This window comes from Chloroflexus sp., assembly GCF_056331925.1.
The window spans coordinates 35,961-56,136 of record NZ_JBWGQH010000007.1 but is presented as its reverse complement, the minus strand read 5'-3'; the positions used below and the strand labels follow the sequence as shown (position 1 = coordinate 56,136).

Sequence of the window (20,176 nt, the reverse complement as noted above, 5' to 3'; positions counted from 1 at the left end):
CAATGTGCCTCAACCTGCTTCAGCCGCCAATACTTCAATAACTGCCAACAAGCGTTCTGACCACTGTGCTCCAACTAACCGTCGATCTAACCTAATCGATTGCTGCCCAAGCTTGAGCGCCGCATCGCGCGGAAACCGTCGCCGCAGTCGATCACGCATTGCCGGCGTTAAGCTGGTCATCAGGCGGATGAGAAACACATCGCCTTCCGTCGTGATCGACACTACACCAGCTTGCAGCGCCAACAACCTTATTTGCAACCAGAGGATCAAGTGTAACACCGGTTCTGGCAGCGGCCCGCCAAAGCGGTCGATCAGCTCTTGGCGCAGACTACGCACTTCCTCGATGGTGTCGGCATCGATCATACGCTGGTACACCGCCAATCGCACCGTCTCATCAGCAATATAGGTGGGGGGAAGGTAGGCGGTCAACGGTAAATCGATGGTCACCAACGGTGCCACCAACACTTTTTCCGACACGGTAGGCGCGCGCAAACCAGCCGCCATCGCCGTTGGGGAAGGTGTGAATCCTCGATCAACGGTCATCTCATCGACATCCCGCTTGAGTTGCTGCACAGCCTGCTCAAGAAGGCGTGAATAGAGATCGAAACCCACCGCAGCAATGTGCCCCGACTGCTCGGCACCTAACAGATTACCGGCACCTCGTATTTCAAGATCACGCATTGCTACACGGAATCCGGCGCCAAGTTCGGTCGCTTCTTGGATCGTCTCTAGTCGTTGGCGGGCATCGGATGACATGGGGGCGGCCGGGTTGTAGAGAAGGTACGCATACGCCCGTGTTGCACCACGCCCGACTCGGCCGCGCAACTGATAAAGCTGGGCGAGTCCGTAATGCGTTGCATCATCGATAATAATGGTATTGGCATTGGGAACATCAAGACCACTTTCGATAATAGTGGTACAGACGAGCACGTCGTACCGCCCCTCGAAGAAATCCATCATCACTCGTTCCAAATCACGCTCGGCGAGCTGACCGTGACCGACGGCAATCTGCGCTTCCGGCACCAGCCGACGCAACCGTTCTGCAACGTGGTAAATACTCTGTACCCGGTTGTGGACAAAGTACACCTGTCCCTCACGTTCGAGTTCGCGCCGAATCACCTCTTGGATCAGATGATCATCGGCAGGAACGACATACGTTTTGATCGGGAGACGGTCTTCAGGCGGTGTATCAATCACACTCAAATCACGGATACCCGACAGCGCCATGTGTAAGGTGCGCGGAATGGGTGTGGCCGTTAGCGTCAACACATCTACCTCGGCCCGCAACTGCTTGAGCCGCTCTTTGTGGCGAACACCGAACCGTTGCTCTTCATCGACGATCACCAGACCGAGATCACGAAACACAACATCGTTGGAGAGCAATCGATGCGTACCGATGATTATATCGATCTTACCTCGGGCCAAATCGCGCACGATGTCGTCTTGCTCTTTCGGCGAGCGAAAGCGTGAGAGCATTTCGACCGTCACCGGAAATGCCGCCATCCGTTTACGGAACGTATCAAAATGCTGTTGGGCCAGCACCGTCGTCGGCACGAGGATAGCTACCTGTTTTCCGTCTTGTACGGCTTTAAACGCAGCGCGCAGGGCCACCTCGGTCTTCCCAAACCCAACATCACCACAAACCAATCGATCCATCGGGATGGGGCGCTCCATATCGGCTTTCACCTCGGCAATAGCACGTAGTTGGTCATCGGTCTCAAGATAGGGGAAGCTAGCCTCCAACTCGCGCTGCCACTCGTTATCAGGTGAAAATGCAAAACCGGGCTTGAGCTGACGTTGGGCATACAGATGGAGCAGTTCCTCGGCCAGCTCTTGCACCGCAGCACGTACTTTACGCTTTGTGCGTTCCCAATCTTGCGTACCAAGCCGAGTGAGGGTCGGGGGGCCATCACCAGCACCGATATAGCGTGTGACCCGATCAATTTGGTCGACCGGAACGTAGATTTTATCTTCGCCGGCATAGCGTAACACGAGATATTCACGCTCGACCTCGCCGACGGTACGGCGGATCATGCCATCAAACACGGCGATGCCATGCTCGATATGCACTACATAATCACCGGGTTTGAGTGAGCGCAGAAAGGCAGTGCGATCGACTATCGTCGTCTTACGCCGACGTTCACTGAGCGGACGACGTTGGCGTATTCCAAAGATTTCGCTATCGGTGAGCAGGGTTAGGCGCAAATCGGGTACGGTAAAGCCGGTTTCAAGCCCGCCGTGAATTGCGATAAAGCGCCCGCTTATAGTCTCACCCGTCAACCGTTCACCGACCAACTCTTGCAACCGAGCGGCTTGCGCGGTCACTGCTACCACCACCTCACCGGCCCGCACCTGCTCGACAATCGTCTCGATAAGGCGACGCATCTGACCACCATACAACGGCGGTACTCCAAACAGCGGTGGAACGAGTGCGTCGGGATACTCGTTGTGGGTCAGATCAGCCACGACCAGCTTGGTCTGACCGAGCAGCTCAAGCTCTTCCCAGCGCAGATAGGGCCGCGGAAAATCGGACGGTAGTTCACCGATCGTCACTAATTGATCGCGGTACGTAGCGGCTTGCACGTCGATCTCGGTGGCGTGCTGTTCGAGGAGATGGGCTTCGGCAAGTGTCACTAAACTCTCTGCCGGTAAGTAATCGAGCATGGTAGCCGGTTGGGTAAAGAAAAATGGAGCGTAGAAAGCGCGACCTTCAAAGCGCTGGCCGGCTGCCAGTTGTTCACGCACGACTGCCCACTCTTCAGCTACCTCACGACGTAATCCTCGCAGATCGAGCGCATCAATTCGATGTAAAGCCTCTTCACGCTGCCAGAGCGGAATCTCGTGTGGTGGGCCAATCTCAGCATGTTCCAACCGCTGCTCACTGCGCTGCGTGGCCGGATCAAACCGGCGCAGACTATCAATTTCATCATCGAACCACTCGATCCGCAATGGCAACTCATCACCTGGCGACCAGACATCGAGAATGGCACCACGGCGGCTTACCTCACCGGGGACTTCGACCATCGCAACACGCTGATAGCCGTTTGCCAGTAATCCATGCAGGAGTTGGTCCATCGGCATCTGCAAACCACGCCGCAGTCGGATCGTCGCTGTGGCTAACTCGGACGGAGGCATTGTTGGCTGCATCAATGCCTTAATCGGCGTCACAATAACGCCCGACCACTGACCGGTTTGCAAGCCACGCAGCACTGCCAACCGACGCGCGATCACATCGCTCCCGGCGGACATGTGCTCATAAGGGAGTGCATCGGCGGCGGGAAACAGTCGGACACGGTCAGGAGATAACCATTGGCATAGGTCATCGACGGCGCGGCGCGCACTCTCGGCACTCAGAGTCACGTACACAACCGGCAACGGCCAACGACGGGCTAAAGCAGCGATCAAGGCCGGGCGAGCCGCAGTTGGCACCGGGGCTATCGTCTGATAACCGGGACGTAGAGTGGCTGCCAATCTTGTGAGTACAGGTAGCTCGGCGAGCACTGTACCCAACGCGCTGACACTTGAGCATTGCCACGAGACTGCCGGTAATGAGGTCATAAGCGAAGCGGTGTACTTGAATTGAATAAAGAAGAAGCCGCAACGTGTAAGTTCAACTCCATGCGGCCTTGCACAATACTGTTAGTATAGTACCACGAGGAACACCGACGATTACGGACGACGGGTCAGCAACACACCACTAATAATCAACAACCCACCGATACCCTGCACCCATGTCGGCTGTTCCCCAATCAGCGGCCACGCCAACAACGTTGCGACTAATGGAATTGCGCAGCTATAGATAGCAGTACGCGCACTTCCGGCCACGCGCACACTATTATTCCAAAGGACATAAGCCAACACGAGGGCTAACAGTGTCGCATACAAAAGACCAAACCACGCATTGAAGCTCACACTATCCCAAGCCACTCGCCCCCAATCAGGTATGCTGATCAAAGCCATCCCCGGCACACCGGTCACCATCGTCCAAGCAGTGATAGCTAATGGCGATAAACCCTGACCAAGGGTGCGAACGCCAAGTGTGTACATCATCCAACAGAGTGCAGCACCGAGCATCAACAGATCACCGAGCAAACCACTACCACCGAGGCTTAGCCCACGTTCGGCAACGACCAGCATCACGCCACCGATAGCTAGCGCAATTCCCATAGCCATCGTGCGTCGTACCCGCTCAATACCGAGCACAGCAGCGGTAAGTGCTACCCAAGCCGGCGTAGTCGCGATAATCAGCGAGCCATTTGCCGCGGTGGTTAGCGTCAAACTATAGGTAAACAGCGCCTGATACACCGTGTTACCGATAAACCCAATCCAAGTCAACTTCCAGAACGTTGCACGGTCGGGAGGTAGCGCACGCCGGCCCTCACGCCAAAACGTAAAGGCTAGCAGCAACACACTTGCGCTGACAAAGCGTAACGTCGCAAACGCCAATGGCGGAATCTCGGTTAAGGCCGCTTTGACAATGCTAAAATTCGCACCCCAGATCAAGACCACCAGCAGCATGGTGAGATCGGTTTTGGTCAAACCGGTGAACAAGACCCGCTGCTCGATACGGGAAGTCGTGCTCGTCACAGACACCTCGGTATAGATAATCGTCGGCGTATTTCGCCGCTAAACATAGCGTACACGAAATTAGTGGTCATAACCAGCGTCTATAGGCGGATATTTGGCTTATCAGAGAAGTTTGGATCACGACAACAAGCACAATGCAGGTGGCATGAAAAAAAGTGACAGAAAACCTTCCACACCTAACCTCCCAAGCCTACCGTACAATTCGTGCTATACTGAGCGACGCACGCAGCATGTAGCTGTCGCGCCAATGATTTCGGGCATTGTTACCCGGAGGAACTATGTCAACTCTAATCGAAGCGATCATTGCTCGTGAAGTACTCGACTCACGCGGCAACCCAACGATCGAAGTCGATGTTCGACTGGAAAGCGGTGATGTAGGGCGGGCAATCGTACCAAGTGGTGCCTCAACCGGTGCGCATGAAGCTCTTGAGTTACGCGATGGCGACAAATCGCGCTACAACGGGAAGGGTGTTCTCAAGGCAGTGCAGGCCGTGAACGAAGACATCGCCGAAGCGCTGATCGGCTTCGACGCTGCCGACCAAATTGCGCTCGACAACGAGTTAATTGCGCTTGACGGCACTCCCAACAAGAGCAAGCTGGGCGCCAACGCGATTTTGGGTGTCTCACTCGCAGCGGCAAAAGCTGCTGCTGCCGCTTTTGGACTACCACTCTACCGCTACCTTGGTGGCGTCTATGCTCACATACTGCCGGTACCGATGATGAACATCATGAACGGCGGACAGCATGCGACTAACAGCACCGACTTTCAGGAGTTCATGATTATGCCGGTCGGTGCCGACAGCTTCCGCGAGGGTCTCCGCTGGGGTGCTGAAATCTATCACGCCCTAAAGAAGGTCATCCACGACCGCGGCTTTAGCACCACCGTCGGTGATGAGGGTGGCTTCGCACCGAGCTTACCTACCAACGATGCTCCCCTGCAACTGATTATGGAGGCCATTGAGAAAGCGGGCTACCGTCCCGGTGAGCAGATCTATATCGCCCTTGATCCCGCCACAACTGAGATTTACGAGGATGGTAAATACCACCTCAAGCGCGAGGGCCGCGTCCTCACCAGTGCCGAGATGGTTGATTACTGGGTCGATTTGGTTCATCGCTACCCGATTATCTCCATCGAAGACGGGTTAGCCGAAGACGACTGGGAGGGATGGCAGTTATTGCGATCCAAACTCGGTCACAAGATTCAGTTAGTCGGTGATGACTTTCTGGTAACGAATGTACAGCGACTGCGACGAGCTATCGATGCACGCGCAGCCAACTCAATCCTGATCAAGCTGAATCAGATTGGTTCTCTCACCGAAACCCTCAGCGCAATCCAGTTGGCCCAGCGCAGTGGCTGGACGGCGGTGGTATCGCATCGATCGGGCGAGAGCGAAGATGTGACCATCGCCGACCTGGTCGTCGCAACCAATGCCGGCCAGATCAAGACCGGTGCACCGGCGCGCACCGACCGTATTGCCAAATATAATCAATTATTGCGCATCGAAGAAGAATTGGGCAGCGCCGCGCAATACGCCGGACGCAACGCATTCACATCCATCCCCCACGGCATGTAGGGCCGCACGGCGGTGCGACCCCCGCACGGCGGTGCGGCCCCAGAACGGCGGTGCGGCCCCCGCACGGCGGTGCGGCCCCCGCACGGCGGTGCGGCCCCCGCACGGCGGTGCGGCCCCCGCACGGCGGTGCGACCCCCGCACGGCGGTGCGGCCCCAGAACGGCGGTGCGACCCCCGCACGGCGGTGCGGCCCCCGCACGGCGGTGCGACCCCCGCCCATCCCCGCATGGCATGTAGGGCCGCACGGTCGTGCGGCCCTACATGCCATGCGTTTGGATGATCCGTTCTATCCCTTAGCGCTGATCAATCGGCACATAATCACGCCGCTGCGGGCCAATATACACCTGCCGCGGTCGCGTAATCTTCTGCTCAGGATCTTCGAGCATCTCAAGCCACTGCGCCAACCAACCCGATGCGCGTGGAATGGCAAACAGGAAGGGGAAGTACTCGATGGGGAAGCGCAACGCTTGATAGATCAAACCACTGTAAAAGTCAACATTTGGATAGAGCTTGCGCGAGACGAAGTATTCATCTTCCAATGCCACCCGCTCAAGTTCCATTGCTACATCAAGTAACGGATTGGCCGCCGTAGCCGCGAAGACCTCATGGGCAATGCGCCGAATAATCTTGGCCCGCGGATCGTAGTTCTTGTAGACGCGATGACCAAAGCCCATCAGACGAGTCTCACCCTTCTTCACTCGCTCGATAAATGCCGGCACATTCTTGGGATGGCCAATCTGCTGCAACATCCGCAACACGGCTTCGTTGGCCCCACCATGCAACGGCCCATACAATGCTGCCGCTGCGGCTGCCAGCGCGTTGTAGGGATCGGCATGACTCGAACCGACGCTACGCATCACCGAGGTTGAGCAGTTCTGCTCATGGTCAGCATGCAAGATGAAGAGCACATCCAACGCCTTAGCCAACACCGGATTGACTTCATATTCGCGTTGGTTCATGTAGTCCATCATGTAGAGCAGATTGGCAGTATAGCTCAGCGAGCTATCGGGCAGGTTAAACGGTCGTCCGATGCGGTGTCGGTAGGCAAACGCAGCGATGGTTGGAATCTGACCAATGATACGCCAGATCTGCTTCTCGCGCACGGCAGGATCGTGAATGTTTTTCGCTTCGGGGTACAACGTCGACATCGCCGCCACCGAGCTGATCAAGATACCCATCGGATGCGCATCGTAGCGGAAGGCCTGAATCAACTCGACGAGGCTATTGTGCAAGAACAGATGGCGACTAATGCGATATTCCCACCACGCCAATCGCTCTTTCGATGGTAGCTCACCGTAGAGCAAGAGATAGGCTACTTCGAGATACGAGCTTTGTTCCGCAAGCTGTTCGATCGGATAACCGCGATACTCGAGAATGCCTTTGTCACCGTCAATGAAGGTGATGCTACTCTTGCACGAAGCAGTATTGAGGTAAGCCGGATCATACGACATCAAGCCAAAATCGTCGTCAGAGACTTTGATCTGGCGTAAATCGGTTGCCCGAATGGCGCCATGCTCAATCGGAATTTCGTAGGTCTTACCGGTACGGTTGTCGATAACAGTGAGGGAGTTTTTTGTCATAGCCGTGCTCTTTCATTTCACTACGACTGCATCGCCATTGATACATCGGTGTGCCGTTTATAGATCCGGCATACCGGAAGCCACGGAAAATTATTGTGTCATGTAATTCTTCTACATTGTACCAAAAGTTGTTACAAATTGCACAGGCTTACCTTATGTTGGCTTTACCCAGTTAAATATAGTTGTTGGGCAGTGTGATAGAGTTATCTTGTTTAGCGAAACAAACCGGCAAGAGCCGAGATGTCGTGTCAGCGGGGTAAGATAATAGATGGCGCAAGAGCAGTCAACACGGTGAGATGGTAAAAATTGATAAAAACCGGTGTTGTCGACACACGGTCGCCGTATCTTCGCAGCTATTCCGTTGTCATTCCCGACCCACAACCCCAATTACCGTGTTGACGAGCTGTTACGGTTTATCGCCACACTTCAACCACCATCAACGTCGTGGCACAATCTCAATCGGAATACGCCACACCGACTCATCGGCATCTACCCGCGGAATTGGGGCAAGCGAGGGCCATCGATAACTCCCGATAACCAACCAATAGCGACCCGGTAACACATCGGTAGGAATCGTTATGTATCGCTCATCGATAATCAACTCACCGGCTTGCCACACACTCGTTGGCCGACCACCACCCGCCGGTGGGCCATCGGCGTCGATGATTCGCTCGTCTTGGCCGTTGCGCACGTGTACCATGATGCTCCGTTCATCGAGATTACTCTGCAACGCCTGCCACCAGAGTGTTAACGCTATCGTCTCACCGGGTACAGCCTGTGTCGCGCTTAGATCGTAACCGCGGAGTAGCATATCATCGCCGAATTGAATGTTCAGCGGTTGTAATGGTCGCCCAATCTGCGCCGCTAACAAGGAAGATTGTGTCGTCCAATCGACCGTCACCACCCCTTGCCGATCTATCGTGAAGGAAAACAGATCAACCGGTGTCAGTAATGCACGCTGGTCAGTACCAACCCACAGCCGAGCGATATAGGTACCGGGTAAAGATGTCCCTTGGCACATCCCCAGGACTATCGGCGCACCAGCAGCATCTTGCGCACGCGCTGCACTGGTCGCAAGATCGAGAGTTACCGTGGCCTGTTGTACCTTTGCTGACGGCATAAAACGCAATCCATAGCGACCGAACAACAATCCGTGCCGGCGATCCCACAATTCAAGTGCTACAACTACCGGGCTACTGTCTACGTTGATCATATCAATGCTTGTTGCCACCGTCGAACCATCCGCAACACTGGCAGCCTTGATCGTGACACTATGCGCGAATCTTGTCACCATACTCTTTGGTGGAGTCGTGAGCAAGCTCACCGTCTGAATCTGAACCGGCTGATCAACGGCTTGGAGTGTGAGCGCTTGATCCTTTCGCAGCGGACCAATAACCACACGCGCACGACCGGCCGGTATCTCATACCGCTCACCATTGATGACCAGCTTAGCCGGTGTGAAACTAGCGGTTTGTAACACGATCCAGCGTGGTTCACGCTCCGTCACGAAAATCATCCCATCGGAAGCCGAACGCTCACCGATGATTGGCAGTGTCACCGTCTCCTTGCCTACTATGTGCTGCCAGATAAGATGTGCTACTGTCTCAGAAGGACGCCGATACAGGCGATACGATCCACCGCTCCAGATCGGCGGATCGGTGTAACCCCACAAGGTCGGATCTTCATCCCGCTGTAAGAGCGCGTATTCGGCAATAGCGCTGGGTTCACCGCTGACCGATGAAGCATAACCGGTGCGAACGTTCCCCCAAACATGTGCGTGATCGAGGAGGTACGCTGCGAGTGCACTCGTCACTCCCTCTACTCGCGGATCACCGGTAAGGCGCACCGTGCTACCGGCAGGTACAAGCTGACGCAGCTCGCGTAATACCGGTAATTGATCGGCAAATAAGGCGGGTTTACCCCAATGATCGGCAACTACGCGAATGGCTGTTAATGCTACCGGATTACCGATCAGGAAAGCCACACTACCGGCAACCAACACTCGTTGCCACACCGAACGGCTACGCAGATGATCGAGCATGGCTTGCAAACCACTTGCTGCCAGTGCTCCGGCCACCCACCCCACATACGCCGCAGCTTTGAGATAGCCGTAGTGGTATGCCGACCCAAAACGCAGGTAGAGTAAAAAGCTACTTGCTCTAACCAGCATCCCAACCCAGTACCAACGTTGTGGGCTGGTGATCAAGCCATACCCGACGAGGACGATGAGCATCATCGTTGCTACCCAGGCGGGTACTGTTAATGGTTCGGGCAACTCACGTAGGCGGAAGGTGGTGAAACCAACAATATCACTCAGTGGTATAAAACGAAAGAGACAAGTGTCGTGAGCGGCAAGCTGTAGCGATAGTTAAAGCCGGCAAAATAATCGGGTATCGTCGGTGCAGCCAGTGCCAGCGTCAACAGAACAAGCACCAGCGCCCGTTTAATCAGCCGCCAACGATCGCGTGTCTGCCCAAGCCCAACGACTCCAATTCCCACTGCCATCAATCCCAGCGGGCCAAGGGCTGGATAGTAGGCAACCGGTACAGCCGCCAAACTAATGGCAGCAGCGCAATAGTGGGCAACTCGACCGACAAATGATTGTGCAGCCCAACGTTCGGTATCGGCACGCACGGTTGCCAAACCAAGCGTTAGCACCAACGGCAGCAGCGGCCATGCTGCTAATTGCATCCCGAAATTGAAGTAGCTCGTCCAGAGCAACAGACCGTTAAGAGCCGCCAGAAGAGCCGCAAACGCTGCCGGCCCACGCCGCATGGTAAACACTGCTTGTAAAAGCACATATATCCCGACGACACCAAGTGCACGTAGCCATGCGAGCAATGGTGCGAAACTAACGAGGGGTTCACTCCCACTCACGAGATCAACACTACCTTGCCAAATACTAAAACCAAGGGTCAAGCCAATTCGCGGCGGATCAGCATTGATATCACGCAATGGGTTTGGTGGTGCCGTTGCGATGGCACTCACCGGACCACGGACCAGATAGCGCGCAGTAGGCCAGTAATTCTCAATATCCCAGCCGCCACCGATGGGCGCAGCATAGCCATAACTCAATAGTGGTGCAACTCCAAACGCAACCGCAATACCGGCTACAACCAATCCCGGCCAATGATGGCGTATTGCTGTAATGATCTGAGGTGGACCATACCGTCGCCATGTGAGCCAATTGAACCATCCGCTCAAGAGAGCAATCAATCCCAATGCCCATCCTAAACCACCGATAAACCGTACCACCCAGTAACCAACGAGGATCGTCAGCACATAGCCAAGGATGGGGGTCAATAATGCTCGCCAGGGCCAAACGACTGCCGGAAGCAACAAACGTGCCAGTCCCCATCCATTCCAGAACGCGAGGAGACTGGCAACAAGTAAAACCAAAACCAGTTCAAATGCGAGTGTTATCATACGGCATCATGGCCGAGAGCTACTGTGTGCCAACATCACGGTTGGCGCGCTACCACGAACCACAAGATCAAGACTGCTATCAGATACAAGCTAACCGATACACCGACAAGGATCGGCAATGCTACATCGTATAATACACCAAACAGCGCACTGCCGATGAACCAGCTCAAACCAAAACAAGCATTAAACAGACCATAGGCCGCACCACGCCGGTCAGCAGGGGTAAATCGTGTCACGGCAGCCCGTAGAATCGATTCCTGTGCGCCAAGTGCTATCCCCCAAATCACCACACCCAATACTGCCACCACGAATACACCGCTAAACATAAACGGTGTGCTCAGTGCAGCAAGCAAGGTTATACCACTCAAAACCGGCATACCAATCCGGTCATAAAGAAACCCAAAACTCAGTGCAGCGACTGCATCAACTATCATTGCCAGTGCATACAAAACCGGTATCGCTGCTGCATTAATAAGTTGAGTTCTTTGAAAATGATAGGCTGCAAGGGCAAAATCAACACTCGCTGCGGCGAAAAGCCCGACACTGAGCAGGTACCACCAAAAGCGTGCCTGCAAACCGGTGGTCAATAGCTCAGGAGTCTTACTCACCAGATCAGACGGTTGGGGAAACAAGAACCGCGCCACGATTAAGGCGATCAGACAGGCCACACCGGGTACAATCAAGAGCGCAAACGCCATCTGAAAACTACCACCCACTGCCAACACCGCCGCCAATACCAACGGCGCCGCCACTGCGCCGATCTGATCGAGCGCTTCGTGTAAGCCGAATCCCTTCCCTGTACCAACCCGTTCTGCGGCATATGAAAGGAGAGTGTCCTTTGCCGGACTACGCAACGCCTTACTGAACCGCTCGACCATCAATAAACCAACGGCTAGCGGCCAAGCTTGAGCCAAGGCAAGCATTGGCACCGCAATGATCGTCAGCGTATAACCAAGAATGGTCAGCAACCAATATCGTCGCGTGCGATCACTCAGATAGCCAAATACCAACCGCAAGCCATAACCGATCAATTCACCGGCACCGGCAGTCAATCCGACGACCGTCCCACTCGCGCCTAACAAGGCCAAGTATTGACCACTCAGGCTGCGTCCGCCTTCATACACCATATCGGCCAGCAGGCTGACCACACCCATCAGGACAATAAATTGTACGGCGCGACGATACGAATGAGAGATTGTTTGCATTGCTTGTATACGATACCGCTCGGCCAACCCTCATCAACTCTGGTATTTGATAGCGTTAAACACCATGCTGCTGGGCAAAGGCGCACAACGCATACCACAGTGTTACCGCAGCAAGGCGGGCCGTGCGATCATCGTCATCATAAGTTGGATTCAGTTCACTTACCTCAATCAGACGAGTCCGTGGTTCGGCGCCGGCCAATGTTGCCAATGCCACCAACTCTTCACCACGCATTCCAAGCGGGTTGGGTGCGCTCACACCGGGGGCTTCGGCGGCTTGAACAACATCGAGATCGAAACCCCACCCGATACTTGCTGCATCACTTACTGCTAGCATTGCCCGTACCGTCTCGGCAACACCCAAACGACGCGCATCAGACAAGCTGACAATCGTCGCTCCTTGTGCAAGTAGATACGTCGTATATACCGGTGCATTAGCAAACGGCTGAGCACCAATGATCCAATAGCGTTGTGGATCGATCAGGCCAGCTTCGATCAATTGACGATAGGGCGTACCGCTATTGGCCGGCCAATCGGCTCGAACATCATAATGCGCATCGACATTGATCGCTAGCGGTGGCGGTATAGCCGCCGTAGCCAACGCGGCAAAGTCGGGAAAACTAATGTCGTTCCCACCCCCAAGACTGATCAGCAATTTACCGTCTTCGATAATCTGCGCAGCCAGAGCACGTTGCAACGCATGAATCGTCTCGAGATCGGCATCAACCGGCACATCACCAAGATCGCAGATCGGCAGATCGGTCAATCCGGCCACACCAAGCCGGTAGAAACAGCGCCGGATAGCAGTCGGCCCCTGAGCGGCACCGGCGCGCCCCCGATTACGTTGCACCCCAATATCTTGGGGACAACCGAGGAGCACCACCTTCGCCGAATCATAACCGGCAATCCCGGGCGTAACGAACTCACCCAGCCGCCGGTCGTTGGGATCATCACGGTGATAGAACAATGCACGCGCGGGCGGAACAAGTTGTTGGAAGAGCGACGTCACTGACGGAAGAACTCGATAACTTGGCTGCGTTCCTCTTCGCTGGGCATCAACTCGATAAAGGTAATCCGGTGCCAAGGAAAGATCACTGCCTGCACGCCGGCAGCCAGATACGGTACCGGTTTACCATCACGTTTACGCATATTAGTGACTTTGATAAACATATCACCGGGTTGTGGTTCCTGATCAATATCGGCCAGCAGCGGATCTTCGCCGGTGAGATGTAGGACGACCGTTTTCGGCATAGAGAATCCTCCGCAAGATTTATAGCTAGTGACGCAATTCAAAGCGTACCAGTAACATCCCAAACTGAACTTCATCGCCGTGCTGTAATGGCATCGACTGACCGGGTGGTACCCGTTGCCGATTCAGAAAGGTACCGTTTGAACTACCGAGGTCTTCGAGGGCGTAGGTGCCGTTCTGGCAGATAATCCGCGCATGCCGGCGCGAAACACCAGCATCGTAGCCACCATCAAGACTAAAATCGACATCGGGAAAAAAATTGCGTTGCTGATCCTTCCGCCCGATGACAATTTCAGCAGCAACCGGTAAGGTAATCCGGCGTCCCGAGCTGAGCACGACGAGCGCAACCGTTGGCCCGCTTTCGGTTGGTTCTGGTGCCGGTAACACCGTAGCAGTATCATCCAACTGGACCGATTCTGCTGCCCGATTCAGCGACGCGGTTGTTTGGCGCTGCGAGGTTGTACTGATCAAGCTTGCCCCACAAACGGTACAGAAGATCGTGCCATCGAGTTGTTGGGATTGACAATGGCTACAGATAATCATGCCTCCTACTCCGGCCTATGACTGCTCTTCACGCCCGATCAAGCCGCGCGTACCATACTTGATTCGTTTGCGACCCTCGGCACTCGCTCGACCGGAGCGGAGCAGGCGCGTTGCTTCCTCTTGGACGGCACGCGCCAGTTCAACCTGGCCCGCCTCAAACAGGCGTGTACCGGCCATTTGCAACCGCTGCGTCGCCTCTTCTAGTTTTCCTTCCTCAACCGCTTGCCATGCCCTGGCCTGCAACCGATAGGCAACCAACCGCTCAAGCCAGTGCTTGACCGTCGGATCAACATCAGTGCTTACCTCATCCGGATTGTGCACTACAGCCTGCAACACTTGGTCATAGCTCTGCACCACATTATCATTTCCGGGCATGCGAAAACGCAGATTGAATCGGATCAGCGTATGACGACCTTCTAGCAACGGCGGTATCACCACTTCAACCAGAAAAGCTTGTACGTCCTGCTCAGGCCAATCACCGAGCGTGGCCGTCCAGACAGAATCAGCCTCTTCGATCACCGGTAATGGCCCGATGAAAGGACGCACCCGGTCGAACGAACGGACGAGTGCCTGCGGCGGCAAGGCTAGTCGCACCTGCACATCTTGGGCAAAAATACTATGCATACGCTCAACTTCGGCAGTAAAAATTTTAGTGATGTCGGCGGCAGACGTAATGTAGTGCGTGCGACTATTCTCTCGCGCAGCGATAGTCTCCAGCAAGTCTTCATTCCACTCACTACCGATCCCTAATGCCGTAATCCCAATCCCACGAGCTTGGGCACGCCGCGCAATCTCGACACAACGGCTCTCATCACCGTAAGTACGGCCATCGGTCAGCAACAATAAGCGGTTAATTGCCCGCGGCATCATCGCCCGTTGCAATTCTTGCACACCAAGTGCCAAGCCGGTTGCCATCTCGGTACCGCCAGCAGCTTCAATCGCACTAATTTGGCGTTTAATTTCGGCCCGTGCCCGTGCCAGTTGGGACGATACCACTACTTCGGCCCGGTCATTGAACGTGACTAATGCAAAACTCTCGTTATCACCTAGCAGGTCGAGAATCTGCATCGCGGCCTGCTTCACCTGTTGCAAACGCTCACCACGCATCGACGAGCTGCGGTCGATCACCAAACACAAGTTCAGCGGCAAACGGGGCATCTTCGTTGCACCGCTCTGTGCCGACAACTCGATCAGCGCATACAAGACTTGTGGCTCGTTAAGGGCCGGTAACACACTGCGACTAGGCGTTATACGCAGTTCAACCTTGCTCATCGCTGCCCCTCATCGAGCGGAAGTGACACGACGACCACCGAGATATTGTCATCACCACCGGCCAGGTTCGCCAAGGCGATTAACTCACGGCAGACATCATGCGGCCACGGACTATGTTGGAGTGCTTGCTCAATGGCCTTTTCATCGACCATACTCCACAGACCATCACTACACAGCACGATGTGCGAGCAGTTGTTGAGCTGGTGATAAACAAAATCGACTACTATCTGTGGCTGCTGCCCGACCGTGCGATAAAGCTGGTTGCGCAGCGGATGATCGCGTGCCTCATCAGGATTAAGCTGACCAAGTGTAATCAGGCGCCCGACGGTCGAGTGATCGGTCGTAAGCTGACGTAACCCACCCGGTTCATAGACATAGCAGCGTGAATCGCCGACATGCGCCACGTAGAGACCATGCCCAATGACCAACGCAGCAGTACAGGTGGTGCCCATATCTGAGCCAAGCGCCTGCGCTTCTCGCCAAATCGCGGCGTTCGCTTCTTGCACTGCCTCAATCATTAGGGGCTGGAGTGCTTCGAGGATCCCATCCTCAATCACTGGCAACACCAACCGTTCCAGCACACCGGTCAGCACCGTCTGAACGGCTAACCGGCTGGCGACCTCCCCCCCCTGATGACCTCCCATCCCATCGGCAACCACAAACAGACCTACCGGTACATCACTCCCTTCACGCGGTAGGGTCATGATCATCGCCAAGGTACAATCTTGATTAACCTCACGCACCCGACCAATATCCCGCAATGCGGCGGCGGCAAACCCTTGGACCGAACGAAGCAAGGTCAGCGCCGGCTGGTAATTCTGCCCGATTTGGCGTGTCCCATCCTCGTCAGGAGGGGTTAGACGCAATTGGCGCTGCCGTTCTGCCTCGATAGCAGCCAAACTCATTGGCTCGGTTGGTGTTTCGTCTGATGAAGGAGCAGTTTCGTCCGGCATAGTGTTCCTATCCCTTAAACAACCTATCTACGCCCTCAATGCGTAAAGATGATGATCCATCGAGCCAACATAGACGATCCCGTTCACGATCATCGGTGTCGAGACAATTGGACCGTCGGTAAGGTATTTCCAAATCAACTGCCCATTTCCGGCGTCAAGACAGTAAACGGCCTGGTCGACTGCACCAAAGTAGAGCCGACCACCTTCTACCCGCGGCGACGAGGTAATCTGACTACCAACCTCATACTTCCACACCAAACGACCATTCTTGGTGTCGAGAGCGTAGAGATTACCATCAACCCCACCGACAAAAACGCGCGTACCGACGACAAAAGGTGACGAATTAATATAGTGACCGGTACGAAACCGCCACGCCGGCCAGCCACCCTCGGCATCAAGCGCATAGAGGTTCTGATCAAGCGAACCGACAAATACCAAGCCATCACTGTACGTTGGCGACGAACGTACCGGTTGCTGAGTGCGCTGCTTCCATTTAACCGCACCGGTACGAACATCGAGACAGTAGATATTACCATCATCGCCACCGATATACACCGATGAGCCATGAATGCATGCCGAAGAGCGGATCGGATTCCACGTGCGATACTTCCAAATCAACGTACCACGTAGACCATCAATTGCATAGACGTGTTGATCGTCTGAGCCGACGAAGACAACTCGATCTTCAATCCGTGGCGATGAACGAATTGCCTTCTCACTACGGAACGTCCAGCGCACACTCCCACGGCGCACATCAAACGCATAGAGCTTGCCGTCTTCAGAGCCGATATAGACCATATCCTGCCACACTGCCGGCGACGAGCTAATCCCACCTTCCGTAGCATATTTCCAGCGAAATTCGCCGCGCACCGCATCAATGGCATAGATATTCGTGTCGTAACATCCGACAAAAACCAACCCACCACTTACCAATGGTGATGAACGTATCTCATCTTCACACGTAAACCGCCAGACCAGCTCGGTTGTCTGCACCCCCTTCTTGAGCACTGCCGGTGCAGCGACCGGCCCTTTACCGGTCACCGTCGCAGCGAGCGACGGTACCGCTAACAGCGCCTGCCGAAATTCCTCGGCACTCTGCCAACGTGCTGCCATGTCGTATTCGAGTGCGCGCGTGACCACCGCCTCCATCTCCGGCGAGACGGAGGGATTAATCTGGCGGATAGGACGTTCTTGGAAGGTAAACGGTGTTTCAAGACGCGGATCAGTATTGGTAAGGAGATGATGCAACGTCGCACCGAGGGCATAAATATCACCAACCGGCTCGGCCACACCTCGGTACTGTTCGGGGGGAGAATAGCCCTCAGTACCGATCATCGTGCCCTTACGGTCGCCTCGGTTGAGGGTACGCGCAATCCCGAAGTCGATCAATACGATCCGATCGTCATCAACGACCATCACATTCGAGGGCTTCATATCGCGGAAGACGATCGGTTCCGGCTTGTGATTATGCAAGTACGAAAGTACCGCGCAAATCTGCACCGCCCAACGGGCAACCCGCGCTTCATCAAGCGGCTTGCCATGTTCTTCGAGAACCGTTTCGAGGTCTTTACCGGGAATAAACTCAAGAATAAGGTAGACTTTACCGTCTTCCTCGAAAAAGTCGTACACTTTGGGAATCGCCGGATGCTGCAACGTCGCCAACAAACCTGCTTCGCGCTGAAAGTTTTTCAGATTGAGCAGGCGAGTTTTGGAATCCGGTGCACTTTGTGCCATCTCTTTGATTGCACAATAGCGCACAACATCTTTAAACCGGAGATCGCGTCCGCGGTAGACCACGCTCATACCGCCGACCCCGATTGGCCCTTCGACGAGATAGCGCCCCTGCAAGATAGTGCCCGCATTCAGCATTGTCGGCATTGCAGCGCGCGCCTGTCCGGTCGGTTGCTCCTCTATGTGCCGCATGCCATCGTCGGCGTTTCCGGCGGGTTGCACCGTCATCCGGCGTGTAGCCTCTTCCGGCGCAGATGGAGGTACGGTGGGGCTGATCTGGCGCGTGCCCTCACCAGCAACGCCACCATCGGGCGGTTGTGGGTTGATAGCCTTGGTGCCTACCCGTTTGATCAAGCCCATAAGCAGCCTCGTTCCGTGCTAAACTATGAAAAACCGTTAACGCGCCTGTTCCTCTATTATAGAAGCTGTTGAATGCTTCAGCAACCACTCTTCATCAGAAGATTGCTCTGCTGTGGGGGTATTTATCGGTCGTGCCCATCCCTTCACCCGCTCGACTGCCATCTGCCATTGTGCGTAACGTGCAGCCCGTTCACTTGCCGACAACTGCGGTATAAACCGTCGCGCCGTCTCATCAACCAGCACCGGCATTGTCCCCAGCGACCAGATTCCGGCCCCGATCCCGGCCAAGAGCGCAACACCACGCGCCGTTGTTTCGGTATCCCGCGCCCGCACTAACGTTACCCCACTGATGTCAGCCTGTATCTGACAAGCGAGATCGCTGGCAGCCAGACCACCGCCAACACGCAACTCCTGAACGTCGAGACCGGCTTCGGCTTTCATTGTCGTCAGAATATCGACTAATTGAAAGCCAATCGACTCGTAAAAGGCCCGCGCAAGGTGGCTCAGTTCTACACCTATTGTTAATCCAAAGATCGCGCCGCGCGCGCTGCGATCTTCACTTGGCACACCTAAACCGTTCAAGGCCGGAACAAACACCACACCACCACTGTGATTAACGCGCGCCGCATATCGGTCAAGATCGGTCACCCGCCGGACCAATCCCAGATCGCGTAACCACGTTGCTGCTGCACCGGTGGTGGTCATATCGGCTTCTAGCGCATAGGTTACGATCCCATCGATTTCCCACGCCAGATACGTTTTGCAGATTCCCTGTGGCGGTGCTACCGGGCCGGCCACGACATTGACAAATGATGCGGTGCCGTGCGTGGCAACTGCCTGCCCAATTGCACGGCAATCGTACCCGAAGAGAGCAGCCTGTTGATCGGTAATCATCGCTACCACCGGCACTTCTGCACCATCAATGTGCAGCTCGCCAAAGTGATGGATTGTCGGACGAGCCACAGGTAAAGCTGCTCGCGGGATCGAGAGCGCCTCGATCCATTCCTCCCACAACGCTCTTCGGCGGGGGTCATACACTGTCATCGCCTGCAAGAGAGAATGATCGAGCGCATGCTCGGCCGGACGCCCCAGCGCTTGTACAATCCAACCCGCTGCCAGCGATACACGCAAGACACCTTGCTCGGCAGCACGACGAAAAGCAGCGTCATGGCGCATGCGCCACGCCATATGCATAGCGCCAGCATACGCCCCAGGAAACTGCCCCAATCGTTCGCGCCGGAGTGGGCCTAAAGGTGTTTTATCGAGCGCTGCGACCAACGGTGCCGTGCGCAGATCTTGCCACGTAATAGCGTGCCCGATCGCCCGACCGGTACGGGCATGCCACGCAAAGATCGTATCACGCTGCGACGTAACGCCACATGCAATCAACTCACTACCACGCACACCGGCCCGTGTTAGTGCCTCTGCAATTGCCTCGGCGACACTACGAGTAATCGCGCGCGGATGCTGTTCCACCCATCCCGGTTGTGGACAGATTCGACCCACGGCACGGTAGCCATAGCCACGTACCCGTCCTTCTTCATCATAAACAACTGCGCGGCTACCACTACCACCTTGATCGATTGCCAGGATATAACGCTTACTCACCGTTCTGCCTCATTCCATATCATCCGAATGATAGGCATTATAGCCGATCTCATCACGAATACCGGTCGTAGCTGTTGTGTATACCCTGTTTG

General features: G+C 55.2%; 14 protein-coding genes. 1 reads left to right on the top strand and 13 read right to left on the bottom strand.

Going from position 1 to position 20,176, the window contains the following annotated elements; all coding sequences use genetic code 11:
• Window positions 1-9 precede the first annotated feature (9 nt).
• Entirely contained in the window at window positions 10-3,558 is a 3,549-nt protein-coding gene (gene mfd, locus AC01ZF_RS05330) for a transcription-repair coupling factor (protein WP_428112706.1), read from the bottom strand.
• Window positions 3,559-3,669: 111 nt separating this feature from the next.
• The gene (locus tag AC01ZF_RS05325) at window positions 3,670-4,587 is read right to left on the bottom strand and encodes a DMT family transporter (protein ID WP_424674667.1); all 918 of its coding nucleotides are present in this window, start codon (window positions 4,585-4,587) and stop codon (window positions 3,670-3,672) included.
• A gap of 278 nt (window positions 4,588-4,865) precedes the next feature.
• On the opposite strand from AC01ZF_RS05325, the gene eno reads away from it, so the two are divergent.
• Window positions 4,866-6,161 carry a phosphopyruvate hydratase gene (eno, locus tag AC01ZF_RS05320; protein WP_424674668.1) on the top strand — a complete coding sequence of 432 codons (1,296 nt, stop codon included), beginning with the start codon at window positions 4,866-4,868 and terminating at the stop codon, window positions 6,159-6,161.
• A gap of 292 nt (window positions 6,162-6,453) precedes the next feature.
• Here eno and AC01ZF_RS05315 read toward each other — a convergent pair whose 3' ends face one another.
• The 11 genes from AC01ZF_RS05315 to AC01ZF_RS05265 all read right to left on the bottom strand — a co-directional run bounded on the left by AC01ZF_RS05315 (window position 6,454) and on the right by AC01ZF_RS05265 (window position 20,084).
• Entirely contained in the window at window positions 6,454-7,740 is a 1,287-nt protein-coding gene (locus AC01ZF_RS05315; protein ID WP_424674338.1) for a citrate synthase, read from the bottom strand.
• 436 nt (window positions 7,741-8,176) lie between these two features.
• Window positions 8,177-9,976, bottom strand: a complete 1,800-nt coding sequence (locus AC01ZF_RS05310) for a hypothetical protein (RefSeq protein ID WP_424674339.1) — start codon at window positions 9,974-9,976, stop codon at window positions 8,177-8,179.
• 77 nt (window positions 9,977-10,053) lie between these two features.
• Window positions 10,054-11,166: a hypothetical protein gene (locus tag AC01ZF_RS05305; RefSeq protein ID WP_476575185.1), complete on the bottom strand. Its 1,113-nt coding sequence runs from the start codon at window positions 11,164-11,166 to the stop codon at window positions 10,054-10,056.
• Window positions 11,167-11,201: 35 nt separating this feature from the next.
• Complete coding sequence (locus AC01ZF_RS05300) at window positions 11,202-12,371, bottom strand: MFS transporter (protein WP_424674341.1); 1,170 nt, start codon at window positions 12,369-12,371, stop codon at window positions 11,202-11,204.
• 55 nt (window positions 12,372-12,426) lie between these two features.
• On the bottom strand, window positions 12,427-13,377 hold the full coding sequence (locus tag AC01ZF_RS05295; RefSeq protein WP_424674342.1) for a formimidoylglutamase: 951 nt from the start codon (window positions 13,375-13,377) through the stop codon (window positions 12,427-12,429).
• On the bottom strand, window positions 13,374-13,619 hold the full coding sequence (locus AC01ZF_RS05290; protein ID WP_424674343.1) for a hypothetical protein: 246 nt from the start codon (window positions 13,617-13,619) through the stop codon (window positions 13,374-13,376). Before AC01ZF_RS05290 ends, AC01ZF_RS05295 begins: the two co-directional genes overlap by 4 nt.
• 25 nt (window positions 13,620-13,644) lie before the next feature.
• A complete protein-coding gene (locus AC01ZF_RS05285) occupies window positions 13,645-14,160 on the bottom strand; it encodes an FHA domain-containing protein (RefSeq protein ID WP_424674344.1) in 516 nt (171 codons plus the stop codon).
• Between the two features lie 15 nt (window positions 14,161-14,175).
• The gene (locus tag AC01ZF_RS05280) at window positions 14,176-15,432 is read right to left on the bottom strand and encodes a vWA domain-containing protein (RefSeq protein WP_424674345.1); all 1,257 of its coding nucleotides are present in this window, start codon (window positions 15,430-15,432) and stop codon (window positions 14,176-14,178) included.
• Entirely contained in the window at window positions 15,429-16,385 is a 957-nt protein-coding gene (locus tag AC01ZF_RS05275) for a PP2C family serine/threonine-protein phosphatase (RefSeq protein WP_424674346.1), read from the bottom strand. The genes AC01ZF_RS05280 and AC01ZF_RS05275 overlap by 4 nt, the downstream gene beginning before the upstream one ends.
• A gap of 27 nt (window positions 16,386-16,412) precedes the next feature.
• A complete protein-coding gene (locus tag AC01ZF_RS05270; RefSeq protein ID WP_428131129.1) occupies window positions 16,413-18,476 on the bottom strand; it encodes a beta-alanine-activating enzyme beta-propeller domain-containing protein in 2,064 nt (687 codons plus the stop codon).
• A 36-nt stretch (window positions 18,477-18,512) separates the two neighbouring features.
• On the bottom strand, window positions 18,513-20,084 hold the full coding sequence (locus AC01ZF_RS05265; RefSeq protein ID WP_428112826.1) for an FGGY family carbohydrate kinase: 1,572 nt from the start codon (window positions 20,082-20,084) through the stop codon (window positions 18,513-18,515).
• Between the last annotated feature and the right edge of the window lie 92 nt (window positions 20,085-20,176).